We start from the raw sequence: 26,886 nt of genomic DNA, 5'->3' as shown, positions 1-26,886 counted from the left end.
AAAAACATAAAATAGGAGTTATTATTTTAGTATTTTTATAAGATAATCAAACTCTTATTTTTATGAAAAGAACTACATTTAAAATGTTGTTTTTGCTATTATTTACGTTCTCTGTAACGTTTATTACAGCACAAACTGCTAAGAAATCTACTATTCCTCATGACATTGAGAAGGTTTTAGAAAAAATTCATTCCGTTGAAAACATTGCCTTAAATGAACCAGCAGGTTTGTTAACTAAGGAAGAAAAACATTTGCTAAAAGATTTTTATCAAACATCAGATATGTCAAGCTCTAGATTTAGAGCATTCGGCGATGTTTATGCCTTAGATGTTAGAAATGGTGGAGATTATGGAAGCTTTCCTTTAACAGGGCCATTTAATATCGCTAGTGTAGCTGTTATTCCTAACGATATTTATGCGGCCGATTTTGATTCTACAGGAACACTCTATGCTCTTGAAACTACAAATGCCAATTTATTAACTGTAGATCCTGCAACTGGAACATTAACTGTTGTTGCTCCTTTAACTGGTGCTGCTGCAGGTGTGACGTTTTCTGGTTTGTCTTGGAATCCTACCAATGATACTATGTATGCATTAACTACTGATGGTGTGGTTTCTACACTTTATACTATTGATTTAACAACTGGTGTTATGACTGCTGTCGGAGAAACAGGGACCATTTTAGGTATTTGGATTGCTATCGATAATGCGGGTATTATTTATATGGCTGACTTAGATGACGATAATTTATATACTCTTGACTCTACAACTGGTGCAGGAACTGTGGTCGGTCCATTAGGTGTTGATATTTCTTTTGCACAAGAAGCTAATATAGATCCATTAACAAATACTTTGTATATGGCTGGATATATTGGAGGTGGTGTTAATAATATTTACTCTGTGGATGTTACTACTGGTACTGCAACTTCTTTAGGTCCTGTGAATGATAATGATGCTGAGTTAGGAATGTTTGCTATTGATGGTGGTATAGATAATAATTTTATTTGTGATGACGCTATAAGTATTGGTTTAGGAGTTATTCCTTCTAACGGACCATCAAATGCTGCTGGTGGAGCTTCTAACATCTGTGAAGCAGGTGCTACAAATTCTGAATGGTATGCCTACACAGCTGAGAATTCTGGTAATTTAACCATAACTTCAGACTTGGTTTCTAATGTAGGTGTTGATACTAGAGTTTCAGTTTATAATGATGATTGTACGGCTTTGGCGTGTATTGATTCTGATGATAACTCAGGAGCAGATAATACGTCAACAGTAGTCATTCCTGTTGTTAGTGGAACAACTTATCTTATTGAATGGGATGATGCTAATGATAATGCAGCTTTTGATTTTGAGTTATCTTTAGCAATCGCTTGCCCAGATCCTGAGAATTTCACAAATGATGCAGTTACTGATACTTCAGCTGACTTTAGTTGGGATGATGTGGCTGGCGCTGCTAATGGTTATATTTTAAGTGTATTTAATGCTGGAGATGATCCTGATGTTGATACACCTGTTTATACTGAGAGTATTCCATCTGGAACGTTAACTGCAACTGCAACACCACTAAGCCCAGACTCTATGTTTGATGCTTACTTAGTCGCAGACTGTGACACAGAAGGCTTGTCAAATGCTGTGTCTGTATCTTTTGAAACTGAATTAACTCCACCAGCTTGTGGCGGAACTTACACAGATACTGGTGGTTCTGGAGGCGACTATATGCCAAGCGAGAATATAACAACGACAATTACACCAGATGTTGTAGGTGAAGTCGTAACGGTAACGTTTACTTATGTCGATATAGAAGCTAGTGCATTTGGTGATGGGACTCAGGAAGGTTGCTGGGATTTTTTAACAGTGTATAATGGACCAGATACTTCGTCTCCTGTTTTAGCGCAAACACTTTGTGGTGAAGAAAGTGGTGATGGAGGTGAACCTTTTGTGCCAGGAAGTTTGTTGTCTGTCGGGATGTCTTTTACTTCAACTGATGCTTCAGGAGCTTTAACTTTTGTTTTTACTTCAGATGATTCTGTTCAAGAAACAGGTTGGGTTGCTGATGTGACTTGTGGTCCACCACCTACATGTGTGACTCCTGATGCTTTTACAAATACCTTAACTACTGATACGGAAGCTACATACACTTGGGGCGCTATAGCTAATGCGTCTAATGGATACGTTTTTAGTGTATTTAATGCTGGAGATGATCCTGATGTTGATGCGCCAGTTTATACCGAAAATGTGCCTTTCGGAACAAATACTGCTACAGCTACTGGATTAATTCCTGCGACGCCTTATGATGCTTATATAATGGCAGATTGTGATGCAGATGGTGTGTCTGATGAAGACTCAAATTCTTTTACAACTGAAGCTGCAGATGCTGTTTGTGATGGAAATTATGTTGATTCTGGTGGCGTTTCTGGTGGTTATGCTGTAGATGAAATCACAACCACTACAATATCTCCTGATGTGGCTGGTGAAGCTGTAACTGTAACATTTACCTATGTCGATATTGAAGCTAATGCTTTTGGTGAAGGGACTCAGGAAGGTTGCTGGGATTTCTTAACAGTATATGATGGACCAGATAATACTTATCCTATATTAGCGAATACACTTTGTGGTGAAGAAAGTGGTGATGGTGATGAACCTTCTGTTCCAGGAAGTTTGTTATCTGTTGGAATGTCCTTTACATCTACAGATGCTTCAGGAGCCTTAACTTTTGTATTTACATCTGATGGCTCTGTCGCTGAGACAGGTTGGTTAGCAGATATTACTTGTGCTACATTATCTATAGACGAGTTTGATTTAGCTCAGTTTAACTATTATCCTAATCCAACAACAGGATTGTTACATGTAAATGCTAAACAATCCATTGAAACTATTAGAGTATATAATATGCTAGGGCAAGAAGTTATGAGTTTAAACCCAAAAGCTATGGAAGCCACGTTAGATTTCTCTAGCTTAAGTCAAGGCGCATATTTCTTAAGATCTTCTATTAACGGAAATATAAGTACTCATAAAGTAATTAAGAAGTAACCGTTTAAAAGTTTATTTAAATTTAAAAGACCATACTTAAAAGTATGGTCTTTTTACTTCAAAGCTATTGGTGTTATAGGATGGCTATACTACTTTTTATAAGCAATTCCTTTTTGCTTTAGTTTTTCACCTACATATGAATATTCAAAACTATAAGACGAATCTGTAGTGGTTAAAATTTTTAGATGAATATCTTTATGTTCTGCGCGACTTTTCGGGTTAATTGTCTTAAAAATCATTTCACAATCATTAATCCAACGTACTTGTGAAGAATCTATTTTACCATTGTAAGTTTCTACTTGTAAATCTGTTGTCCTTGTGAATTCCGATTTATAAAGCATACTATCAATAGTAACTTCGCTGTAAAATGTACCTGTCTTATAATCTTTACAATTGCGTTCTATATTATAGCAGCTAGTGAGTGTGATAAGGGTAATTAAGAGGAATCTGAATTTCATAAACATGTTTTTATACAAAATTATGAAATGTAAGACGATAATACAGGAAAATATAGCGTATTTGAAAAAAAGTTAAGAGATCTTATGAATTTTCAAAATTTTGGAAACTACCATCTTTATAAAAGATGATTATGCGATCTATTTCTTTTTCAGAGGATGAATTTTTTGACTGAATGCTTTTTGGTGCCATCTCAATTTTTTCCACTTTTTCAACTGTCTTAGCTTCTGATGGAAAATTACCTTTTCCATTCATTAGCCAATATAATTCAACTTCTGGAAAATAGGAGAGTACCTTCATGACGAAATCTAAACTTGGCTTATTTCTGCCAGATAGAATATGAGAAATTGTTGACCTCTGTACACCTATTTTTTCGGCAAAAGAAGATGCGCTTTCACCATAGAAATCTATGATTATTTGTAACCTTTTTGCAAAAGCCTCATTGTTTATCATTGTAAACTTAAATAAATGTATAATTAAACTACAAATGTAAACATTATTAGATTGACTTCTCTTATTTTAACATATTTATAAAACATTAATTTAATTCATTTGTTTATATAATATATCATAAAATGCTGAAAATAAGATATGTAATGTTTTAATAATAATATAAAATAATTTTTGTGTGAATTTCTTGTTTTAAGGCGTCAGAAAACAATAGATTTGTTTATCCTTGTAACCAATCAGAACAATTTTACCTGTTTACATTTGTAAATATTCATTTGTTTACCTTTGTAATCTATATAAAGTATTCATGTGCTTAGACTTATTAAATTCATTATTTATAACACATAAAGAAACCCATCTTTATCATCGTTATATTTACACAAAAGATATAGAACCTCTATTGGTAAAATTAGGTTCAAACTTTAAAATAGACGTCATTGGAAAGTCTGTTAATGATGAGAATATTTATTCTGTTACAATCGGTTCTGGAAAGAAAAAAGTATTCATGTGGTCACAAATGCATGGTAATGAAAGTACAACGACTAAAGCCGTCTTTGACTTATTAAACACTTTATCTGTCGAAAACATTTATTCTGATGCAATTTTAAAGGCTTGCACTATTAGAATAATTCCAATTTTAAATCCTGATGGCGCCAAAGCTTATACACGTTTAAATGCTAATGAAATTGATTTAAATAGAGATGCTCAAGACTTGTCACAACCAGAGAGTCGGGTGTTGCGTGAGTGTTTTAATGATTTTAAACCTGATTTTTGCTTTAATTTACATGGTCAGCGGACTATTTTTAGTGCAGGAAAAAGTAATCATCCTGCCACTGTCTCTTTTTTAGCACCCGCACAAGATGAAGCGTGTTCTATAACTCCTAATAGGAAAAAAGCAATGGAGATTATTTCTGTAATGAATGCAAATTTACAAGATCAGATACCAAATATGGTTGGAATTTATGACGATGCATTTAATTTAAATTGTGTAGGCGATACCTTTCAAAGCTTTAATATTCCTACGATTTTGTTTGAAGCAGGACATTATCACAACGATTACGAGCGTGAAAAGGTTCGAGCGTATGTTTTTCAGTCTTTATTAGTTTCATTAAACTATATTGCTCAAAACGAGGTCAGTGGAGATTTTTATAAAGAGTACTTAAAGATACCTCAAAATGAAAAACTATTTTTTGATATTATTATTCGAAATGCGAAAATTGAAGCACAAGAGGAATTAGTTGATGTTGCTATTCAATATCAAGAACAATTAATTAATGATAAAATTGAATTCATCCCTAAAGTCGAAAACATTATTGCGCCTCTTCAATTTTTTGCTCATAAAGAAATTAATGCTAAAGGTGAAACTGTTTTAAATTCAGAATACAAACCTTTAGTTATAGGTAGCGAAATCGATTTCATTTATATAAATGATATAAAATTATCATTAAAATTAACATTTTCTTAATTTTTAATAGAGAATAATCAGTAAAAATGTATTATTTTTGAGTTTAATTTAATAAAAAAGAAGAATGGCAAAATTTAAATTAGACGAAATTGATCATCAAATATTAGACATGTTGATTGATAATACAAGAATTCCTTTTACAGATATCGCGAAAAAATTATTAATTTCTGCAGGAACTGTCCATGTTAGAGTTAAAAAAATGGAAGACGCTGGAATTATTAAAGGATCGTCGTTAACCTTAGATTATAAAAAATTAGGCTATTCATTTATCGCTTATGTTGGTGTGTTTTTACAAAATACATCTCAAACTAAGTTTGTTTTAGAGCGTATTAATAATATTCCTTTTGTTACTGTAGCACATATTACTACTGGAAAGTTTAACATTTTTTGTAAAATTAGAGCTAGAAATACTGAACATGCTAAAGATGTTATTTTTATGCTTGATGATATCGATGGTGTTTATAGAACAGAAACCATGATTTCTTTAGAAGAGAGTATTAATGATAAAAAACGCTTAATGCATTCAATATTTAACGAATTATAATTAAAATAGTTATATAATAAAAAGCTCTTATTTTATAAGGGCTTTTTTATTTTCACATTAAGAAGTACAGAATTATGAAGGCATCAGATTTATTAGTTAAAGAATACATTCCTTATTATATGACTTATATTAGTAAGGTTGGCGATTTAGATTTAATAGAAGGGTTGCAATCTAGTTTTAAAACTACAGCCTCTTTTTTTGAAGTATTGCCAGATGATAAGTTTGAATATGCTTATGCAGATAAAAAATGGACTGTTAAAGAAATCATTCAGCATCTTATTGATGCAGAGCGCGTCTTTGCTTATCGCGCTTTGCGTTTTGCTAGAGGAGATAAAAATAGTTTACCTGGATATGATGAAAATGCCTATGCGCCTTTGAGTTTGGCTAATAATCGTACTAAAGAAGCACTGCTTGACGATTATTCAAGTTTGAGACAGTCAACAATAAATTTGTTTCAGAGTTTTACAGACCATATGTTAATGCAAATAGGCAGTGCAAGTGGGGGTGAAATGTCTGTAAGAGCTATTGGTTTTGTAATCATAGGTCATGAAATACATCATTGTGAAGTTATAAAAGAACGTTATTTATAGTTATTCTTCTTCCTCTTCCTCTTCGTCAGTAATAGCTTCGCTTTTCAAGTCGTCGTTTATAACAATATGACCAGAATCGTCTAATTCTAAATCATCTGAATTTTCAAAGTTAGACATCGTGTAGCGTAATCTGCTGCTTACTTTTACTAAATAAATACAGTCTTCGGTTTTTACTTCGACTGCTTCAATCGTTTCGTTTCTATGATTATCAAAGACAATAATATTATCGTCATCATAACCATCTGGAAACTTTTCGGTTAATAACTCAAGAATTTCTGGTGTGAGTTTTTTGTAGTCAACAATTACTCTTCTCATTTCTAATGGTTTAAGTTAAAAATAATTAGTTAATCCTTCGTCATAGCAATTTTAAAGTTACAATTTTTTTTAATTCAAACTTACTTCGCGTAAAATTTAAAAGCTTCAATGATTAAATCATTATCAACAATACAGTTTATTTGAGGTTTGCCAATATCTTTTAAAAGTACAAAATTGATATTTCCATGTTCATTTTTCTTGTCATATTTTAAGAGTTCAATAATGGGAGCATAATCTGAAGTTTCAAAGGTTACTTTATCAAACGTATTTAAAAGCGTGGTTTTTATGTCTTCATTTGTGGCTTCAGACAATCCTGTGACTTGAGTAGAAAGATAGCAAGCGAGAATCATTCCAACTGCAATAGCTTCGCCATGAAGTAATTCTTTTTTATCAGGATGGCTTAAAAAGTAGGATTCTATAGCATGTCCTAAAGTGTGTCCGAAATTAAGAGTCTTTCTAAGGTTTTCTTCATTTGGGTCTTGTTCTACGATGTTCTTTTTTATAAGTACAGACTCATAGATAAGCAGATCTAAATCTTCAACAGTAAGATTAGACAAGTCTTTAAATTTATTCCAATATGCTTTACTAGAAATTAAACCGTGTTTTAACATTTCAGCCAAACCTGAGCGCATTTGGTTTTCTGGAAGTGTTCCTAAAAACTGAGTGTCAATTAGCACCATTTCCCCTGTGTTAACCACTCCAATTTGGTTTTTTAAATGGTCTAAATCTATCCCAGTCTTTCCTCCAATAGAAGCGTCAACCATAGCAAGTAAAGTAGTTGGAACGTTAATAAAGTTAATTCCACGTTTAAAAGTAGAAGCAATAAATCCACCTAAATCTGTAATAACACCTCCACCAATATTTATGAGTAAACTCTTTCTGTCTGCTCCATATTCAGACAGAGCTTCCCATAATCCTAAACTAATTTCAATATTTTTCTGATCTTCTCCAGATTCAATTTCTAAAATATCATAGGTGATGTCAGCATCAATATTTGCTAAAAACAGTGGCACACAATCTATATTAGTATTTTCGTCTGCCAATAAAAAGATTTTCGAATAATGAGTGGCTTTTAAATGCGCATTTAATGCTTTATAGCCTTCGCTATTAAAATGGATGCTGTAATCTTGAGTTGTGATTGAAGTCATTAAAGGTTGAATTATTTTCGTGTAAAAATAAGGAGATTTTAAAGAAATATGACTGACATAAATTATATTTGTTTTAGATTTTTACTACACTTAACGTATGGATAGGATTTTTGAAAATACCGAAATAGCTTTTTCACTTAAAAATGATGCACAACTTGAACGTGCTTATTTCTTGTTTAAAATGATCGCTAATGAACCTTTAGTTAGAATCGGAACAGCTGCAACTAATTTTGCGTTGAAAGCTAATTTACCTATTGAAGGTTTAATTCGTTCAACTGTTTTTGATCATTTCTGTGGAGGTGTGAATGAAGAAGATTGTTTGTCGGTTATTGAAAACATGTATACTAAAGGCGTTAGTTCGGTTTTAGACTACTCTGTTGAAGGTAAAGAAAATGAAGCTGAATTTGATTCGGCAATGAAAAAAGTATTAAAGATTATTGATTTTGCTCATGAAAAGGAAAGTATACCAATTGCTGTTTTTAAGCCTACTGGATTTGGAAGGTTTTATCTTTATGAAAAACTAGGAAGTGGTAGTGCGCTTACTTCTGATGAGCTAGAGGAGTGGGAACGTGTTGAGGCTAGATTTGATAAGGTTTGTAAAACTGCAAAAGAAAAAGATGTCGTTGTTTTAATTGATGCTGAAGAGAGCTGGATGCAAGATGCAGCAGATGACTTGGTTACTAAAATGATGCAACGTTATAATACAGAAAAACCTATTGTGTATAATACTTTACAAATGTATAGGCATGATAGAATGGCGTATTTAAAAGCGCAAACTGAAATAGCTAAGCAAAACAATTATTTCCTAGGTTTTAAATTGGTTCGTGGTGCATATATGGAAAAAGAAAATGAACGTGCTGAAGCCAAGGGCTACGTCTCTCCAATTTGTGTAAACAAAAAGGCTACAGATGACAATTTTAATACAGCAGTAGAGTATATGTTAGATCATATAGAAGCGATGTCTTTATTTGCAGGAACACATAACGAAGACAGTAGTTATTTGGTAATGTCTATTATGAAAGCCAAGAATATTCCTAATAATGATCATCGTGTATGGTTTGGTCAGCTTTATGGTATGAGCGACCATATTAGTTTTAATCTTGCTAATCAAGGATATAATGTAGCTAAATACATTCCGTTTGGACCTGTAAAAGATGTTATGCCATACCTTATTCGTCGTGCAGAAGAAAATACTTCGGTAGCTGGACAAACAGGACGAGAGCTTAGCTTATTAAAAATGGAAAAAAAACGGAGAAAGGCTTAGCTAAATTTCCACCATCTCTTTTTAGAAGGATTTTTACCATAACCGTAAGAGTAATTAATACCTTTCTTATAATCGACAGCATTCAACAGTATAGCCATATTAGGCAAGCGCTTCTCAGTGTACATTGTTTGCGCAATATGTAGTTGCCTTTTATCTATATAATTTGCTCTTACCACATATACAAACATATCTGCATATTGACTGTAAAGTAGGGTATCTGTAACTAATCCAACTGCAGCAGTATCTACAATAATATAATCATATTCGTTTTTAACAGCTTCAAAAAGCTCACCAACACGATCACTCATTAATAATTCTGAAGGGTTAGGTGGAATAGTTCCTGAAGGTATAATGTCTAAGTATTCATTGCCTTCAATTTTACTTGTCACATCACTTGGTTTAAGTTCTTTATTACCAATGAAGTTTGTTACACCAACATCATTTTTAATTTTTAGATAATTGGTCGCTTTAGGAACTCTAATGTCAGTTTCAACTAAAAGGACTTTCTTTTCTGAGAACGATAGAGAAGAAGCCAAGTTTATTGAGGTATGAGATTTTCCTTCTTGACTGGTCGTTGAAGTAACGAAAATAATTTTTGCTCTACCTGTTATGTTTTGAAGCATGAAATCGATATTGGTTCTTACCATTCTAAAAGCTTCAGCTCTTGCAGAATAATCTACTTTAGAGATGAGTTTTTTGCGCTTATTAGATTTTGGAATATCGCCTAAATATGGAACATCAATATTCTTTTTAATATCTTTTATCGTATGGACTTTAGTGTCTAATAATTGGAATAAATAAATAAACCCAATAGGAAGACTCGCTCCTAAAATAAGCGCTGATAAGTATATTATTGCAGGAATAGGAGCAACGGGTTTTCCGCCAGCGTGGCCATTGTCAACTATTTTTGCATTTGGAGAAGAAATACCATGAGATATGGCAGCTTCTTCACGCTTTTGAAGCAAGTATAAATATAAAGATTCCTTAATGTTTTGTTGGCGTTGTGTATCTCTAAACTGACGTTGTTTTTTTGGCGCAGTATAAATCTGACCACTAATTCTGTTGCCTTTTTCATATAAACCTTCTAAAGTAATTTGATTAGAAGACTTAATATTATTTAAGTTTTGATTTAAGTTGCCTTTTAATTCATTGATTTGATTTGTTAGATTAACAACTGTTGGGTTTTTTTCGCTAGAATGTTTTAATAACCTATTTCTTTCAATAACTAAGTCGTTATGTCTTCTAGTAATTTCTCCAATTGAATTTTCGTTGATACCAATGTTTGAAGGTAATAAATCTGAAGTTCCGCTATTAACATCTACAAAATCCTTCATATAATCTATAAGTTGGATTTGATTTGTAGTGTTAATAATTCGAGTTTCGTTGTCTCTTTCAGTTTGTAAAAAGATATTAGATTGTGTGTCTAAATCTGTAAGTTTATTACGTTTCTGGATGGTTTCAGCAGTTAAATCAACTTCGCCTAATTCTTCAGAGACGATACTTAATCGACTATTAATAAAATCTGAAGTAACTTCAACGACTTTCTGTTTATCATTAACAACATCAAGGTTGTAAACTTCTATTAATTTATTTAAAAATGAAGCTGCTTTTACTCTATTATTATCAGTTATAGATAATTTAATAATACTAGAGTATTCTTTGGTTTCGATACGTAAATTACCTTTATATTCAGTAACTACTTTATCTACTGGTGTGATTTTTATAGTAATTGTGGCGCCTTTTTTAACATCATATCGATCAAGGTTAGGCGTAATAATCACATCACCAAATCCAGTCTTAATAGGTTGTCCGAAACTGTATAAAGTGCCTTGTTCTTCAATGTTTTGTTCTTTAGTTTTCCAAAATTTTTCTACTTCAGAACTTCCATTTAATAAAAATTGTGTTGCAGAATGAATTTTCACATTCATTACAGTGTCTGCTTTATAGAGTACAGAATCTGTAGCGCTAAAGTTTAGTTTTAAAGGTGGATCGTTATATACTTCAAGTTTTTGAATTCGACCTTCTACAAAATATTGAATATTAAATTTTAAATCTTTTATTGCTTGTTCGATGAGTGCTCTTGAGCTAATCACTTCGACTTCGTCTAAGACATTGTTTAAATCTTTTTTAACGAGTCCGTAATTCTGTAAAGAAGAAAGTTCAGGTAATTTAGTAGTCTGCTTGTCATCTTTAATTTGAATTGTAGCATTGGCCTTATATTGATATGTGGCATATCGTAAATACACATGCGCTAGTGCTAAAGCTATAATAGTGCATACAATAACTAACTTCCATTTAGATAAATAAGGATCAACTAAATCTCGAAAAAGCTCTTTTTGATTTGCGGCATTTTTATTCATGAGGACTTAAATTATTTTACAAAAATAGCAGTAAGTGCTACTAAAACAGAAACTGCAGATATAATTGCAGCAGTATTTTGATTATAATTTGATGAACGTATTTTAGTTTTGTTAGGTGTCACGTAAATAACATCATCTTGTGCTAAATAGTAATTCTGTGAATTTAATACTTTTACAGATGTTAGATCAAATTGTGCATATTGTTTTTTACCGTTATTATCTCTAATAAGCAATACATTGTCTCTTCGTCCGTAAATAGTAAGATCACCAGCATAACCTAATGCTTCAGGTAATGAGATTTTCTCATCTTCAAGAATAAAAGTTCCTGGATTTCTGACTTCACCCAAAATCGTTACCGTAAAGTTTACGAGTCTAATGTTTACAATAGGATCTTTTAGGTATTCGCTTAGTCTTCCTTTAATTAATTCAGTAGCTTCAGTTCTGCCTAATCCGCCAAGTTTTATTGGACCAAGTACAGGGAATTCAACAAATCCATTTTTATCAATTAAATACGTTTGCATTTTTTGACTTCCTTGAGTTACAGTAACAGATTGTCCTTCAGAGAAGGTAGGAAGGTTAAATGGTCTTGCAGCTTCAGGATCTACTGAAGAAACAATAATAGAAAGTTTATCATTTGTTTTATACACCACATCTGTATTAAAATCTAATTCTTCATAATTAGCTAGTGGCTCGTCTTGAAAGTATGCAAGATCTTCAGTGCTTGCACAAGAGGCAAAAAGTATGATTCCTAGTAATGCAAATAGGCTACTTGTTTTTGAATGGTTTGCGAATAATCTCATTAATAGTATTTTATAGGTTATTTAATATTTAGAACATCATATTTAGTGTTGTTCGGATTATATTCTGGTACAATTTCTTTTATGAGTGAAACAATTTCAATATTAGATGACGTAGAATCAAGCTTTAGAAGCTCTTGAATTTTTTCGCATTGATTCATATCTACATCTCTACATTTTGCAATCATTATCTTTTCATTATAGGTTGGTTTAGTATTTTCTCCATCAACTAAAAGCTCTTCATAAATTTTTTCTCCTGGTCGTAAACCTACTATTTTTATGTCAATATCTTCAGGATAATTTAAACCAGAAAGCGAAATCATATTTTTTGCTAAATCTATGATTTTTATTGGTTTTCCCATATCAAAAACAAATATTTCCTCGCCTAAGCCCATTGCTGCAGCTTCTAATACTAATTGGCTAGCTTCTGGAATGGTCATAAAATAGCGAATAATGTCTTTATGCGTGACAGTTATTGGTCCACCAGCATCAATTTGTCTTTTGAAGAGTGGTATAACCGAACCATTAGAGCCAAGTACATTACCAAATCTAGTAATAATAAATTTAGTTTTCCCTTTATGTAGCTTTTTTTGGCTGAATAAACACATTTCGGCAATACGTTTTGTTGCTCCCATTACATTCGTTGGGTTAACGGCTTTGTCTGTAGAGATTAAAATAAATTTATCTGCACCATGTTTCATAGCGAGTTCTGTAGTGTTGCAAGTCCCACTAATATTAACGCTAACAGCTTCAAAAGGGTTTTGTTCCATTAGAGGAACATGTTTGTAAGCCGCTGCATGAAAAATTATTTCTGGTTTATAAAGGTTGAAAATTTGGTCTAGACGTTGCTTATTTCTAATATCTGCAACTATAGCCATGATGTTTTCTATTTTATTTTGATGTAATTCTTGCTGTAAATCATATAATGCAGATTCAGAATTGTCGATAAGGATTAATTTTTTATAATCGAAAAGACTTAATTTTCTCACCAATTCACTTCCAATTGATCCAGCAGCTCCTGTTACAAGAAGGACTTTATTGTTGTATTCGTCAAAAAGAACTGGGTTATCGATTCTAATAGGTTCTCTTCCTAGTAGGTCTTCAATTTTAACATCCTCAATTTGACCAATGCTTAAATCACCATCTATCCATTGTTTAACATCTGGAACTATTTTTACTTTTAAATTTAAAGCAAATAATGAACTAGTGATTTCTAATAAACGATTAGAGTCTATATTTTGAATAGAGATTATAACTTCATCTATATTGTTTTTTTCTACAAATTCGCTAGTTATTTTTTTAGAGTTGTAAACATTTAGCATGTTTATTTTCTTACCGATTTTGGCTTCATTGTCATCTATAAACCCAAACACAGTAATATTACTCATGGCGTCATTAGTTATGGCATCATAAGTTAGAGTTCCTGAATTACCAGCACCATAGATGAGAACTGTACTTCTGTTTTCAAAATCTGTAAACAGACTTTTATACATTGATTTAATAAAAAATTTGGTGCCAATTAGAAAGAATATGTTAAGTAATAAATGAATATAAATGATAGATCCTGGAATATCAAAAACACTATCAAAATCATATTTTCTACTTATAAATGTTGTGATAATAAGGATTGTGGCTAAAATGTTTAATCCAATAACAACATTAACAACATCTTTAACTCCTGTAAATCTAACCACACCTTTATGCGAACTAACAACTAAAAAGCTAATTACAGTTGCAACAAAGACGAAAGGAAGTTGTTTTAAGAAGGTGTAAAAATTAAAAACAATCTCAAAGTTATACCTAATGATATAAGCTAAAAAGAAAGTAAACAACACGATGCATGAATCAAATAACAGCACTAGCCATTTTGATGCATACCTTTCGGTTAGTTTTCTTAATATGGAGTTGTATTTACTCAAAATAAGCTTGAATTAATTTTACAATTCGTTCTAAATCTTTTTCTTGAAGGTTAGAGCCACTAGGCAAGCACAACCCTTTTTCATATAAATTATTAGAGACTCCATTTAAATACGCAGGAGCATCTTTGTATAAAGGTTGTAAATGCATTGGTTTCCATGAAGGTCTAGCTTCAATGTTGTTTTTATTTAACAGTGTTAAAAGATCATCTCTCGTTTCTTTAGAGCCTAATACTATACATGTTAACCATCTGTTTGAATAGTATGTTTTTGGTTCCTTTAAAAACGAAATGGATTCAATAGTATTTAGATGTTGATAGTAATAATTATAATTGGCTCGTCTTTTTTCTACATATTCGTCAAGAACTTTCATTTGTCCTCGACCAATTCCAGCAATGACATTAGACATTCTATAATTGTATCCTATCGTTTTATGCTCATATTCTTGTCCGACTTCTTTAGCTTGAGTTGCTAAAAAAACCGTTCTGTCTTTGAGGGTTTGATTTCGACAAATTAAAGCACCTCCTCCAGAGGTCGTTATAATTTTATTTCCATTAAAAGAAAGAATAGAATAATCGCCAAAAGTGCCACATTTTTGATCATTAACATGGCTACCAAATGCTTCGGCACTATCTTCTACAACAGGAATGTTGTATTTTTTTGAAATTGCGTGTATATGATTAACATGATAAGGCATTCCGTATAGGTTTATAACGATTATAGCTTTGGGTTTTTTTCCTTTTTTTATTCTTTCATTAATAGTTTTTTCTAATAAAACTGGACACATATTCCATGTGTCTAATTCGCTATCTACAAAAATAGGGTTTGCGCCTAAATAAGTTACTGGGTTAACAGATGCAACAAACGTTTTAGTTTGGCATATAACTTCATCACCTTTATTAATACCTAAAAGCACTAACGCAAGATGTAAAGCTGCTGTTCCTGAACTTAAAACCGTTGCAAAACTGTTATGATTAAGATACTTTTCTATATCTTTTTCAAAACCATTTACATTAGGTCCTAAAGGAGCAATCCAATTAAATTTAAATGCTTCTGCAATGAATTCTTGCTCATGTCCACTCATGTGTGGTGGAGATAACCAAATTTTAGAATTCAGATTCGATTCATTAATAGCCATAGTAAATATTATCGTTTTTATAATCTTAATCAAAAATATACGATAAATAACGTATAAATTAGTTCTTTGTTTTTAAATAATTAAAGGTATTAAGTTTTATCGAAATACTGATACACTTAGTCCTATATTAATTATTTCTTAAAATGATGTACAACCTAAAAATAGTTGCAATTTTAGTTAAAGGAGAGGGAGTAAATAGGGTTAATTATGGTGTTAAAGATAAAAAGTTTTAAAAAAGAAACTAGAGTTTTATTATTTATTAAAATGAGGTTGGTCAATAACTTATAAAATACTATTTTCGTTTAAGCTATTAATCGTTTATGAAAAACCATCCATTTGGGTCGAAGACCTTTAATTCGACGTGGTCAACACATTTTAATTTTTCAAAGCAAAGTCTTCATTTTGAGTTTATTAAAGATGTAGGCTTTGTAAAGAGATCTTTTTTGCCTTTTTATTTCAATGTAGGTAAAAATATAACCAACGGAATGTTTTATACTTTAGATCACTTAGAAAATGATTTTAAAGGTAAAGCCTTTTTAGTACATGATGTACCCTCATACTTTTCTATAGACTCAATTAAGCCAAAATCATTAAAAGTTGAAAAAGCACAACAGTATAAAGGTTTCTTGACTCAGTTAAGCGGTTTTGATACTTATGAAGATTTTGCTAAAAGTCAGTTTAAATCAAATACCAGATACAAGTTTAGGCGTAATCAAGAGCGACTAGAAGCTTGCTTTGATATTAGTTATTCCATTTATCATGGAGAGATAGATAAAGCGGAGTACGATAATATTATGAATGGTTTTAAAGTTTTATTAACCAAGCGTTTTAATCAATTAAAAAAGGATAATGATATCCTGGAAACTTGGGACTACTATTATGATTTAATTTTTAAAATGCTTCATGAAAAGCGAGCTTTGCTTATTACAATTTGTAATAAAAACCAGCCAATAGGTGTGTCTTTAAGCTTTCTGTCTGATACGACTATGTTTTACGCCATCACTTCTTTTGATACTGATTATTATCGCTTTAATCTTGGGCATACTACAATTATCAAGCTTTTTCAATGGTGTTTTGACAACGGTTACACGATTTATGACTTTTCGAAAGGAGAATATGAATATAAAAACCGATGGACCAATCAAGAGTATACTTATGAGAATCATGTTCTGTATGATTCAAAAAGCTTAGTTGCGACACTTGTAGCAAAATTCATAAAAGCTAAATATGAGTTAAAGCAGTATTTAAGAGACAAAAATGTAAACGAGCAGTATGTTAAATTGAAATTTTTATTAAAAGGAAAAAAATCGAATACCACATATAATAAGAGTTACTCTATTGTTAAACATGCCAAGATTCAAGATGTTAATAATATGCAGATGATCGATATTGAAACTGAAGAGTTCTCGTTTTTAAAGGCTATTGTTTTTGATGAACTTTATAAAACTCCAGAAGCTTTTTCAGGTTTGAAAATTTATAAAACCAATGATTTAGATAACAGTAGTTATTATGTTGTAGGAGAGAAAAATAACTATGAAATAAAATACACTTAAACAGTATAAGAGTCGACAATGCCACTCATAGTATTACTTTTAAAATTATGAGTTTCATTTAATTTTTTATAATGCTTAAAGATGCTTTCTAATTCTTGAAAGTTTTTCTCGGTATTATCTGCAAAATTATGTGGATGCCACCATAAATGATAAACCTGATTGTTTTCTGCAGCATGAGTCATTCCGTTTTTAATTCTAGAAATTTTTAAATGTTCTAAAAACTTCAACTTAGTACTATAAGGTCTTAAAAAACGACTCGAAGCAATATTTACCATTCCATTTCGGACTTCTAAATCATGCGTATTATGACCTGAGATGTTTAAATATGTATCAAGCAACCTATAGATTCTGTGCTTGGAACTTTCTAGTTGCTGAGTATCTTTAGTATTGTACATCCAATGTTTTTCAGTCCCTCTAAAGCTTTTAACACCATGTTTAGCACAAATTGATAAATATTTTTCATTAATCTGATTTCTCGGAAACACAAAACTTTTAATTTTTATACCTAACCGTTCAGAAATCTTAATAGAAGCTAATAAATCGGCTTCGAATTGTTCTTCAGTTTGACCAGTTTCATTACAGTAGTAATGACAAAAAGTATGGCTGCCAATTTCATGGTTGCCATTTTGCTTAATTAAATTTATTAATGAATTGGCGTAATGGTAAGGGTCTTCAATTTCATCATTACCAATAGAATCAATTAATCTATAAGGATTGAAATTAGGATTTTTATATTCTGGTTTTATTTTTGGAGCGAACTCCATTAATTCATTTTTATTTTTAGCAAATAAAAATCCAACTGTAGCAAAAGTAAGCTTAATATTATAGGCATCACTTAGCTTAATAAGTCTTGGTACAATGTGATAAACTTTTTTAAGGTTTTGTTTAAAACTTTCTAATGAGCGAACATCAAAAACACCCCAAAATAATTCGAAGTCTAATGATATTACAAAATTTCCTTCTGTAGCTTTCATTTAATTATGGTTAAAAGGGTTTGGCAAATGATTTTTATATCAGCTATTAGGGAGTTGTTATTTAAATATTTTTTATTAAGTGCTATTTTTTTTGGCATTATATCTTCAATATATAATTTTTCAGGATGATTCGTAGCTTTTAATAATTCAGCTTCATCACGAAAAGCTATTGACGCATAATCTGTTATTCCTGGTTTTATTTTGAATATTTCTAAATCATCTTTAGAATAGTGGTCTACATATTTGCGAACTTCTGGTCGTGGACCAACAAAACTCATGTTTCCAATTAATACATTGATAAGTTGAGGCAATTCATCTAATTTGTATTTACGCAAATAATAACCAACTTTAGTGACTCTAGAATCTTTGTCTCCCAGTGTTAATAAACCTTTCTTATCAGAGCCTATGAACATTGTTCTGAATTTAAAAATTTTAAAGTCTTGGTTGTGTCTGCCAACTCTTACTTGCTTATAAAATATCGACCCTTTGGATTCTAATTTTATGAGTATTGCAATTACAAGCAATATTGGAGATAGTATTATTAATCCAATACAAGAAAACACGATATCGAACAAGCGCTTAATCATAATGTAGATTCTACTGCATTTGTTATTACGGTTACAATGTAATTTAATTCTTTTTCTGTTAATTGAGGGTAAATTGGCAGAGAAATTTCAGCTTTATAATTCTTATAAGCATTAGGGTAATCTTCAATTTTATAACCATAAGACTTAAACAAGCTTAACATTGGTAATGGTTGAAAATGGACATTAACAGCAACACCTTCCTTAGAAATTTTATCAATTATCATATCGCGTTGATTTTCTGTTGCATCTTTTATTCTCAATGCATATAAATGGCAAGACGATATTTTATCTGAATTTTGATAAGGTGGTAAAATTGCCCAGGGTTTTGTTAAAAAATAATCTTGATAATATTCAAAAATATCTTTTCGTTGTCCGAGAATAGTTGAAAAATATTTTGGAAGTTGCGCAACACCAACAGCAGCTAATAAATCAGGTAAATTTATTTTCATTCCAGGGTAAATAATATCATATCGCCAACCACCAGCTTTAGATTTTGTAAACGCATCTTTAGTCTGTCCGTTTAATGAAAAACAACGAAGAAATGCGTATTCATCTTGATTATTAAAAGGTTCTGGTAAGTTTAAGCAAACAGCGCCACCTTCAGCAGTTGTTACATTTTTTACAGCATGAAATGAAAAGACTGTAATGTCTGTAGTTATTCCAATATATTTATTTTTGTATTGCGCACCTATAGCATGAGCAGAATCAGAAATGATTAAAATACGTCCTAATTTTTCTTGATTTTCATGTGTTGGATAAAATAAAGATCTTTTAGATTCAACTAAAGTATTTAATTCGTCATAATCACATGGCCAGCCAGCAATATCTACTGGCATTATAGCTTTTGTCTTTTTAGTAATGGCTTTTTCAATGCCTTTTATCGAAATATTAAAATCGTCTTCAACATCTACCATTACAGGAGTTGCACCAATATGAATAACTGCTAAGGCAGTCGCAGCATAAGTGTATGCAGGAATAATAACTTCATCACCTTCACCAATACCAAACCATTTTAAAGATAGCATAAGGCCTGAAGTGGCAGAGTTGACACCAAGAGCGTTCGGCACTTTTGTGTATTCGCATACAAGCTCTTCTAATCGTTTTACTTTTGGACCAGTAGTAATCCAGCCAGATTCTAGAGCATCAGTAACTTCTTTAATGACATCATTGTCAATATAAGGAGGTGAAAATGGTATTTTCATTATGAATGTTGATTAATAGCATCGATAAATATATTAATATATTGTTTAGAAATGTTTTCTAAGCTAAACTTTTCGACATGTTTATATGCATTTTCGCCTAAATGCGCTGACAGCTTCTGGTTAACCGCTAATTTGATCATTGCGTCGGCTAATGCTTCAGAGTTTTTTACTTCTACCAGTAAGCCTTCTTGCTCATGTCTTACAAATTCTCTTACTCCTGTGACATCAGTTGCTACAATTGGTAATCCTACTGCTGCTGCTTCTAACAAAACACGAGCAAAACCTTCTCTAAACGTAGGGAGCACTAAAGCATCTGAAGCCAAAAGTAAATCGAATACATCATTTCGAGTTCCTAGAATATCAACAATGTCTTTATATTGGTTAAGGATATCCTGATTTAAACGTTTGCTATCTTCTTCTAACGGACCAACAAGTAAGTATTTAAAATTGTAACCTTTGTTTTGACAAATTCTAGCAGCTTCTAAAAGATTGACAATGCCTTTTTCATAAACTAATCTTGCAATACAAATAAAGGTGAAAGGATCGTTGTTTCGTGTTGCTCTTTGAGTAATATTTTTTAACTCTATACCACTACTAAATATAAGTTCATAATTAGATGCTGTGATTAAATGATGTGACTGATATAAGTCTTTATCATCATAATTTTGAAAAACAGTTTTGAACACACGATGCTTTACATGGCGATGAAGGGTGAAATAGACTTTCCTCAGCAAAAAACTAAACCAACTATTAGACATAAAAATAGTGCCTAATCCAGTAATGGTTCTCGTAATTGGTGTTTTAGTATGTTTTAAAGCTATAGGAAGTAAAAATGCAGGTTTCGTATCAAAAGTATGAATGACATCAAAATTATTTTCAGCAAAAAAACGCTTGTACCACTTTATAGTTTTCCTATCAGAAAGAGGCGAGAAGCTTCTTACTAAATTATAGTGGATGTATTTTATTGGACTAGGAAAATCATATGTGCTAGTACCAAGAATGGTAACTTCAAAACCAGAATCAATAAGATAGCTTGACAACGCAATGCGTTTATGAACATCTTCTCCACCTACTAGACAGACTTTTCTTTTCATTTTGAAGTGTTTAAAGTTTTTTTAAGTCAGAAGTCATTCGCCTAGAAAACGTAATATTATTTTCAAAAATTATAGTTTTACTCATTTCATGTCTTAAGTTTGCAACTAAAATAGGATAAGTTTTTTGTTTAATAAAATTTGTTCTAATTTAGAATTGTTAAAACGTTATTTATGCTAAAATTTGCTAAGTATTTATATCATAATACTTGGGTTGGAAAAAAACTGATCGATTTCTTTCTTGGAATTCATCACTATTATAGAACGCACTTTATTAAAGATGATGTGTTTTTAAAGCAAAACTTTAAAAAACGTTTTGGTCGCGTTCTAGATTTAGAAAATCCAAAAACATTAAATGAAAAAATTAACTGGCTTAAGCTAAACGATAGAACCGCTTTGCATACCAAATGTGCAGATAAATTTGCTGTTAGAGATTATGTTATTGATACTGTTGGTGAAAATTATTTAATTCCATTGGTGTTTCAAAGTTTTAATGTTGAAGACATTACAGCATCAAATTTTCCAGAGTTTCCTTTTATAATTAAGGCTAATCACGATAGTTCTGGAGGTATTATAGTAAGAGATAAAGCCAAAATCGATTGGAAATCAACTCAGAAACATTTTAAAAAATTATTAAATAAGAATTATTATTATTCTGGAAAAGAATGGCAATACAAACATATTAAGCCTTGTGTGATTGCTGAAAAACTTTTGGTAAATAGTACAGGAGAAATTCCTTTTGATTATAAATTACATTGCTTTAATGGTAAAGTTGAAGTGATTCAGGTTGATATAGATCGCTATACAAATCATAAACGTAATTTATATAATTCTAATTGGGAATTATTACCTTTTACATGGTCATTATGGCAAGACGACCAACCACTTTGGAACAATGGAAGAGCTTTAGAAAGACCTGTAAATCTTAATGAAATGATTACTGTTGCCGAAAAATTATCTAAAGCCTTTTGTTATGCAAGAATAGATTTATACGATTTTGAAAATAAAGTGTATTTTGGAGAAGTCACTTTTCACCATGGAAGTGGTTTAGAGACCATTCATCCTAAAAAATACGACTTAGAGTTGGGGCAATTAATCGACTTAAAAACAATTAAAAAAGAAGCTTAAAATGAAGCAATTTATTTCTGATATATATCATAATACGCGATTAGGTTTTGCTCTTATTCAACCTTTTAAAAACATTTATGAATATTTGCGGTATGCATTAGTTTCTGATACAGCTTTAATTAATAAAGAATTTGTTAAGAATTTAGGGTATAAACCAAACCTCGAAAATCCACAAACTTTTAATGAAAAGCTGCAATGGTTAAAGTTGAATGACAGAACGCCTTTGCATACAATTTGTGCAGACAAGTATAAAGTTAGAGATTATGTTAAAGAAAAAATAGGCGAGGAGTACCTTATTCCGCTAGTATTTGAAACTAAAAACCCTAGAGCTATTGTCCCTGAAAATTTACCAGATTATCCTGTAATTATAAAGACCAATCATGATAGTTCGGGAGGTATTATTGTTAGAGATAAAAGTCAGCATAATTGGATTAATGTTCAAAATACATTAGCAAAGTTTTTAAACATTAATTATTACCACAGATTTAAAGAATGGCAATACAAAAATATTGAGCGTCGTATTGTGGTTGAGGAGTTATTAATGGATAAGTCTGGCGATATTCCTTTTGATTATAAAATGCACTATTTTAATGGCAAATTAGAATTTACTCAAGTAGATATTGATAGGCAAAAAGACCATAGACGAAATTTATATGACGCCAACTGGAACTTGCTAGATGTACAATGGGTTTATAAGACTGGTAATGATGTTGAAAGACCTAAGTTGTTTGATAAAATGATAGAATTAGGAGAGAAATTCGCTCAAGATTTTTGCTATTTACGTGTCGATTTTTACCATGTTAATGATAAAATATATTTTGGTGAATTAACGTTTCATGCGGAATCTGGAAGTGGTGCTTTTAATCCAAAACATTATGATGATGACTTTGGAAAGCGATTAAAATTACATAAAACTAAAGTTTAAGTTATATACGTTCGTATACCATTTTTGAAACGTATAATAAGTCCACACTTTATAGCTATTATCTTCTTTACCAGATAAGTGATGACTTACCAATTGTTTGATATAGTCAATATCAAAAAGATTTTGTGTTTCCAGAAACTTAGTATCTATATAGCTTTCTAGTTCTTGTTTTAAGCCAGAACGTAACCAATCTCCAACAGGAACCACAAAGCCTTTTTTAGATTTTTCTAAGAAATCTTCAGGAAACTCATGTTTAAAAGCTTCTTTTAAAATGTGTTTTTTATTGTAGCTTTTTAGTAGGTAGTCTTCAGGTAAGCTATTAGAAAACTCCCAAAGCGTTTTGTTTAAAAATGGCGCTCTACACTCAAGAGAATTAAGCATACTGGTTCGATCTACTTTAACTAACATATCGCCTTCTAAACTCATATGTCTATCAATTTCGCGATAGTCATGTACTGTTTTGGGTTGTTTAATATTGGATTGCTTTTTATAAAATTCAAAAACGTCATGTTGTAACATGCTAGGCTTTAGTAGCTTGTCGATATCGTTACTATAACCTAATGAAATGATATTCCAATAATGTTCATTATTGTAATTTATAGCGTTTACAAACTTTTTAAGCTTAAAACGTTTACCTCGATTATCATCTTTAGTCGAAAGCACCTTGTTTAAAATGCTTTTAGTACTATTATGTAAAAACTCAGGAACAACACTGGTGTACTTGCTATTTAGCTTTCCTATATAATACTTATTGTAACCTCCAAAAACTTCGTCACCACCATCGCCAGTTAAAGCGACTTTGACAAAATCTCTAGTTTTTTTAGCAACGATATAGGTTGGTAATGCTGAAGAATCTGCAAAAGGTTCATCAAAATTGATAAGAATTTCATGAATGTGTGTTTCTAAATCTTTTTCTGAAATGATAAATTCATGGTGATTACTATTAATAAGTTTGGCGACTAATTTTGATTTATCTGTTTCATCAAAAGACGCTTTGTCAAATCCAATAGAAAAAGTGTCAATTTTTTGATTGGTTAGTTGCGATAAGCCTAAACTTACAATTGAAGAATCTACACCACCTGAAAGAAATGTACCTAAAGGGACATCACTAATCGAACGACTTTCAATACTTTGCATCATAAGATCGTGCAATTTTACTTTAGCATCATTAAATGAAAGGTCTTGTTTTTCGTTTTTAACGGAATTAATTTGATGAATATTGAACGTGTTGTCGGTTAAATCATATTCAATATAATGATTCGCTTCAAGCTTGAAAACATCCTTATAAATAGTGAAAGGCGCAGGTGTATAGGTGAGTTTGAAATATAGATTCAACCCTTCTTTTGATATTTCAGGTTTGGTTTCTAAATTATTTATAATAGACTTTAACTCGGAAGCCCAAAAGAACTCCTTTTCCGATTTATGATAATACAGAGGTTTTTCACCAAAAAAATCACGTGTAATAAACACTTTATTTCTGTTTTTATCATAAATGCTGAAGGCAAACATACCATCTAGTAGTGCAAAACTACTTTCGCCTTTAGTTTCGTATAATTTTAAAATAACTTCAGTGTCACTTTTAGTTATAAAGGTAACGCCTTCATTTTCAAGTTGTTTTTTTAGAATCTGATAGTTGTAAATTTCGCCATTAAAAACAATAACAATACTTTCATCATCATTATAAATGGGTTGTTTCCCAGTACTTAAATCGATAATAGAAAGCCTTTGCATTGCCATACCAACCATAGACTGATGATGTGTTTTTGTGTAAAACCCATTCTCATCTGGACCACGATGCCATATAAGCTGATTCATTTTTTGTAATGTCTTGCTTACTGCATCTAGATCTTTAGTCGTACTTATTATTCCATTTATTCCACACATAAATGCGCATCTATTAAGTTTTTCAATTGATTTCCTATTTCAGAAATATCGTATTGTTTAGCTTTTTTAAAGCTTAAGTCACTATATTTTTTTCTAAGTTCTTCATGTTCTCTATAATATGAAATGGCTTTTGCTAAACCTTCAGTATCATCGACATTAACTAACAGTCCATATTTTGCTTTATAAAAATCGCCTTTATCTATTGTAATTTCAATATTGTCATTTAGCAATTCTAAAGGACCAGACATACAATTAGTAGCAACAACAGGCACACCAAGAGACATGGCTTCAAGAATAACATTTGGAAATCCTTCAGACAAAGACGTTAATGCTAAGCAATGATTTTCTAAAATTGATTGATTAATAGTGTCGCTATTGCCATTAAAGTGAATACGCTCGGTTAATTTTAGTGTAGAACTTAAGGCTTTTAATTCCTCTTCTAAAGGTCCAACACCATATAGGTTTAAAGTTGTTTTAGGATCTAAAAGCGCGATACTTTGAATTAAACTTTCCTGATTTTTAATAGGAATTAATCGTCCTACAGAAATAACCTTAAAGTTTTCTTTAGCGTCGTTAAAGGCTTTGAAATCTGGTTTTTGGTCTTGAGTATAAATAGGATTATAAATGACTTTAGCAGGAATTTTTACGTTGAAATTTTCTTGTAAGTCAGCATTAATGTGTAATGAATTCGAGAATAAAGAATCATTTTTATTGTAAAAAAAGGCTACTAATTGTTTTCCAAAAAGACCATATGTTTTTGAAGGAAAGCAACGTTCGCTAATAATAGTTTTAAGGCTTGGGTTTAACATTTTTGTAAACCCATTAATTACATTTTGTTTTATTAAAAAAGAGATGCTAATATCTATTTCGTGCTCTTTTATAATTTTCCGATATTTTAAAGCGCTTCGTAAGAAGTTTGATAGTTTTAGCCATTTAGAGTTGTCAAAATGCTCCTCTTTATCAGAAATGCAAACAATATTTACATCGTCATGAATAGGAAGATCTATAGAGTTGTAAATTAGAACTAAGGTAACATTGTAGTAGTTTATTAGCTCATTAGCAAGTTTACTAACAACACGTTCTGTTCCACCGTAACCAATAGAAGCAACAAATAAAGCTATATTTTTTTTGTTATTCATTTAAAGATAAATCTTTGCTTAAAGTTTCAGAAAATTGATTAGCTGCGACATCAGACATATGACTTAAATCTTTCCAGTATTCTAAAGCGTTATTATCTTTAAAGTAGTTGGTGTAATCGTAATAAGTAATATTTAATTCGCTTAATATTTGAGCAAGTTCTAAGTTGTCTTCAGGGCAATCATCGACATATAATGGTGAAGTGATTAAGATTAAATTTTTATTATTTTCGTCACAAAAGGTCTTAATTTCTTTAAGATAGCTTAAGTATAGGTCGTTCATTTTTATATTTTCTCCACAATCCAAAGGGTCTCTTCTTTCCAATATTTTTTTAAAGATTTCTTTATCATTTTCACCAATATGTAAAGGGTCATATCCTGAATAATTGGTATGGTCGTATTTAGGAAAAACGGCATTTTTTAAAATACCTAAAACAAGACCATTATAATCTATAGACCAATAAAACTCTTGTAACGGATTTTCTTGTTCAGCTTTTTTTAATTCCTTTTTAATAATTGGACTTCTGTGGTATTTAACCATTAGTGTTTTAATTTCACTACGATTATAATGCTTTCTAAAAGCAACATTTGGGTCGATATGTAAGATGATTTGTTGTTTTTTATTTTTTGGTAATAACTTAATAAGTGTACTACTATAAGCAATAAATTTTCCGTCAACACCAACATTAAAGCTCGATTTAGAAAGCTTTCTCACATCGATATGATGATTTGCTCTGGAGCTACCAAAAGCTATAACTTGTGTGGTATCTTTCACTGAAAGATAGTGGTTTAGTTTTCCAATGGCTTGTCCTGTATAAACAGTATCACTAACTTTATTTAATGAATAGTAAATCACTTTATCTAAAACATAAGAGAGCACCAAGATGATGGCTAAAAGTTTTATAGTAAATATTATATGTGCTTTAGTCAT

Annotated in this window: 23 protein-coding genes; 8 read left to right on the top strand and 15 right to left on the bottom strand. The window is 31.2% G+C overall.

Annotated elements, in window-relative coordinates; genetic code table 11:
• The first annotated feature begins 62 nt into the window (after window positions 1-62).
• On the top strand, window positions 63-3,032 hold the full coding sequence (locus ACFS5M_RS08030; RefSeq protein WP_183487690.1) for a T9SS type A sorting domain-containing protein: 2,970 nt from the start codon (window positions 63-65) through the stop codon (window positions 3,030-3,032).
• An 89-nt stretch (window positions 3,033-3,121) separates the two neighbouring features.
• On the opposite strand, the gene ACFS5M_RS08025 is transcribed toward ACFS5M_RS08030, so the two are convergent.
• Window positions 3,122-3,490, bottom strand: coding sequence for a DNA topoisomerase IV (locus ACFS5M_RS08025; protein ID WP_183487688.1), 369 nt, complete (start codon window positions 3,488-3,490; stop codon window positions 3,122-3,124).
• Window positions 3,491-3,572: 82 nt separating this feature from the next.
• The gene (locus ACFS5M_RS08020; protein WP_183487686.1) at window positions 3,573-3,941 is read right to left on the bottom strand and encodes a helix-turn-helix domain-containing protein; all 369 of its coding nucleotides are present in this window, start codon (window positions 3,939-3,941) and stop codon (window positions 3,573-3,575) included.
• Between the two features lie 304 nt (window positions 3,942-4,245).
• Here ACFS5M_RS08020 and ACFS5M_RS08015 point away from each other — a divergent pair, with 304 nt between their 5' ends.
• The 3 genes from ACFS5M_RS08015 (at window position 4,246) to ACFS5M_RS08005 (ending at window position 6,537) form a co-directional block, all read left to right on the top strand.
• Window positions 4,246-5,403 carry a M14 family metallopeptidase gene (locus ACFS5M_RS08015; protein WP_183487684.1) on the top strand — a complete coding sequence of 386 codons (1,158 nt, stop codon included), beginning with the start codon at window positions 4,246-4,248 and terminating at the stop codon, window positions 5,401-5,403.
• A 64-nt stretch (window positions 5,404-5,467) separates the two neighbouring features.
• Complete coding sequence (locus tag ACFS5M_RS08010; protein ID WP_183487682.1) at window positions 5,468-5,947, top strand: Lrp/AsnC family transcriptional regulator; 480 nt, start codon at window positions 5,468-5,470, stop codon at window positions 5,945-5,947.
• Between the two features lie 74 nt (window positions 5,948-6,021).
• Window positions 6,022-6,537, top strand: coding sequence for a DinB family protein (locus ACFS5M_RS08005; protein ID WP_183487680.1), 516 nt, complete (start codon window positions 6,022-6,024; stop codon window positions 6,535-6,537).
• Here the strand turns inward: ACFS5M_RS08005 and ACFS5M_RS08000 are convergent, their stop codons facing one another.
• Together ACFS5M_RS08000 and aroB are read right to left on the bottom strand one after the other, a co-directional pair.
• Window positions 6,538-6,852, bottom strand: coding sequence for a hypothetical protein (locus ACFS5M_RS08000; protein ID WP_183487678.1), 315 nt, complete (start codon window positions 6,850-6,852; stop codon window positions 6,538-6,540).
• Between the two features lie 80 nt (window positions 6,853-6,932).
• Complete coding sequence (gene aroB, locus ACFS5M_RS07995; protein ID WP_183487676.1) at window positions 6,933-8,000, bottom strand: 3-dehydroquinate synthase; 1,068 nt, start codon at window positions 7,998-8,000, stop codon at window positions 6,933-6,935.
• 97 nt (window positions 8,001-8,097) lie between these two features.
• Here aroB and ACFS5M_RS07990 point away from each other — a divergent pair, with 97 nt between their 5' ends.
• The gene (locus ACFS5M_RS07990) at window positions 8,098-9,264 is read left to right on the top strand and encodes a proline dehydrogenase family protein (protein ID WP_183487674.1); all 1,167 of its coding nucleotides are present in this window, start codon (window positions 8,098-8,100) and stop codon (window positions 9,262-9,264) included.
• Here the strand turns inward: ACFS5M_RS07990 and ACFS5M_RS07985 are convergent.
• Genes ACFS5M_RS07985 through ACFS5M_RS07970 form a run of 4 tightly spaced genes read right to left on the bottom strand, consistent with a single transcriptional unit; the run spans window position 9,261 to window position 15,475 of the window.
• Window positions 9,261-11,624 (bottom strand): GumC family protein, encoded by a 2,364-nt coding sequence (locus tag ACFS5M_RS07985; RefSeq protein ID WP_183487672.1) that lies wholly within the window; start codon window positions 11,622-11,624, stop codon window positions 9,261-9,263. The genes ACFS5M_RS07990 and ACFS5M_RS07985 overlap by 4 nt on opposite strands.
• An 11-nt stretch (window positions 11,625-11,635) precedes the next feature.
• Window positions 11,636-12,424: a polysaccharide biosynthesis/export family protein gene (locus tag ACFS5M_RS07980; protein ID WP_183487669.1), complete on the bottom strand. Its 789-nt coding sequence runs from the start codon at window positions 12,422-12,424 to the stop codon at window positions 11,636-11,638.
• A 17-nt stretch (window positions 12,425-12,441) separates the two neighbouring features.
• Window positions 12,442-14,340 carry a polysaccharide biosynthesis protein gene (locus ACFS5M_RS07975; protein WP_183487667.1) on the bottom strand — a complete coding sequence of 633 codons (1,899 nt, stop codon included), beginning with the start codon at window positions 14,338-14,340 and terminating at the stop codon, window positions 12,442-12,444.
• A complete protein-coding gene (locus ACFS5M_RS07970) occupies window positions 14,333-15,475 on the bottom strand; it encodes an aminotransferase class V-fold PLP-dependent enzyme (protein ID WP_183487665.1) in 1,143 nt (380 codons plus the stop codon). Before ACFS5M_RS07970 ends, ACFS5M_RS07975 begins: the two co-directional genes overlap by 8 nt.
• A 320-nt stretch (window positions 15,476-15,795) precedes the next feature.
• On the opposite strand from ACFS5M_RS07970, the gene ACFS5M_RS07965 reads away from it, so the two are divergent.
• On the top strand, window positions 15,796-17,028 hold the full coding sequence (locus tag ACFS5M_RS07965) for a GNAT family N-acetyltransferase (RefSeq protein ID WP_183487663.1): 1,233 nt from the start codon (window positions 15,796-15,798) through the stop codon (window positions 17,026-17,028).
• Here ACFS5M_RS07965 and ACFS5M_RS07960 read toward each other — a convergent pair.
• The 4 genes from ACFS5M_RS07960 to ACFS5M_RS07945 are packed head-to-tail and all read right to left on the bottom strand — an operon-like array spanning window position 17,025 to window position 20,885.
• Complete coding sequence (locus tag ACFS5M_RS07960) at window positions 17,025-18,002, bottom strand: polysaccharide deacetylase family protein (RefSeq protein ID WP_183487662.1); 978 nt, start codon at window positions 18,000-18,002, stop codon at window positions 17,025-17,027. The two genes, ACFS5M_RS07965 and ACFS5M_RS07960, sit on opposite strands and share 4 nt — an antisense overlap.
• On the bottom strand, window positions 17,999-18,589 hold the full coding sequence (locus ACFS5M_RS07955) for a sugar transferase (protein WP_183487660.1): 591 nt from the start codon (window positions 18,587-18,589) through the stop codon (window positions 17,999-18,001). The genes ACFS5M_RS07960 and ACFS5M_RS07955 overlap by 4 nt, the downstream gene beginning before the upstream one ends.
• A complete protein-coding gene (locus tag ACFS5M_RS07950) occupies window positions 18,586-19,791 on the bottom strand; it encodes a DegT/DnrJ/EryC1/StrS family aminotransferase (RefSeq protein ID WP_183487658.1) in 1,206 nt (401 codons plus the stop codon). The genes ACFS5M_RS07955 and ACFS5M_RS07950 overlap by 4 nt, the downstream gene beginning before the upstream one ends.
• A complete protein-coding gene (locus ACFS5M_RS07945) occupies window positions 19,791-20,885 on the bottom strand; it encodes a glycosyltransferase family 4 protein (protein WP_183487656.1) in 1,095 nt (364 codons plus the stop codon). The genes ACFS5M_RS07950 and ACFS5M_RS07945 overlap by 1 nt, the downstream gene beginning before the upstream one ends.
• Before the next feature lie 171 nt (window positions 20,886-21,056).
• On the opposite strand from ACFS5M_RS07945, the gene ACFS5M_RS07940 reads away from it, so the two are divergent.
• Window positions 21,057-22,010: an ATP-grasp fold amidoligase family protein gene (locus tag ACFS5M_RS07940; RefSeq protein WP_183487654.1), complete on the top strand. Its 954-nt coding sequence runs from the start codon at window positions 21,057-21,059 to the stop codon at window positions 22,008-22,010.
• A gap of 1 nt (window position 22,011) precedes the next feature.
• Entirely contained in the window at window positions 22,012-22,935 is a 924-nt protein-coding gene (locus ACFS5M_RS07935; protein ID WP_183487652.1) for an ATP-grasp fold amidoligase family protein, read from the top strand.
• Here ACFS5M_RS07935 and asnB read toward each other — a convergent pair.
• Genes asnB through ACFS5M_RS07920 form a run of 3 tightly spaced genes read right to left on the bottom strand, consistent with a single transcriptional unit; the run spans window position 22,915 to window position 26,886 of the window.
• Window positions 22,915-24,819 carry an asparagine synthase (glutamine-hydrolyzing) gene (asnB, locus tag ACFS5M_RS07930; protein ID WP_183487650.1) on the bottom strand — a complete coding sequence of 635 codons (1,905 nt, stop codon included), beginning with the start codon at window positions 24,817-24,819 and terminating at the stop codon, window positions 22,915-22,917. The genes ACFS5M_RS07935 and asnB overlap by 21 nt on opposite strands.
• The gene (locus ACFS5M_RS07925; protein WP_183487648.1) at window positions 24,807-25,958 is read right to left on the bottom strand and encodes a glycosyltransferase; all 1,152 of its coding nucleotides are present in this window, start codon (window positions 25,956-25,958) and stop codon (window positions 24,807-24,809) included. Before ACFS5M_RS07925 ends, asnB begins: the two co-directional genes overlap by 13 nt.
• Window positions 25,951-26,886 (bottom strand): hypothetical protein, encoded by a 936-nt coding sequence (locus tag ACFS5M_RS07920; protein WP_183487646.1) that lies wholly within the window; start codon window positions 26,884-26,886, stop codon window positions 25,951-25,953. The genes ACFS5M_RS07925 and ACFS5M_RS07920 overlap by 8 nt, the downstream gene beginning before the upstream one ends.

It is taken from the genome of Lacinutrix iliipiscaria, assembly GCF_042686125.1.
Classification (GTDB): Bacteria; Bacteroidota; Bacteroidia; order Flavobacteriales; family Flavobacteriaceae; genus Oceanihabitans; species Oceanihabitans iliipiscarium.
Note: the sequence above shows the minus strand (reverse complement) of the source record. Positions and strands in the feature narration are given on the sequence as shown.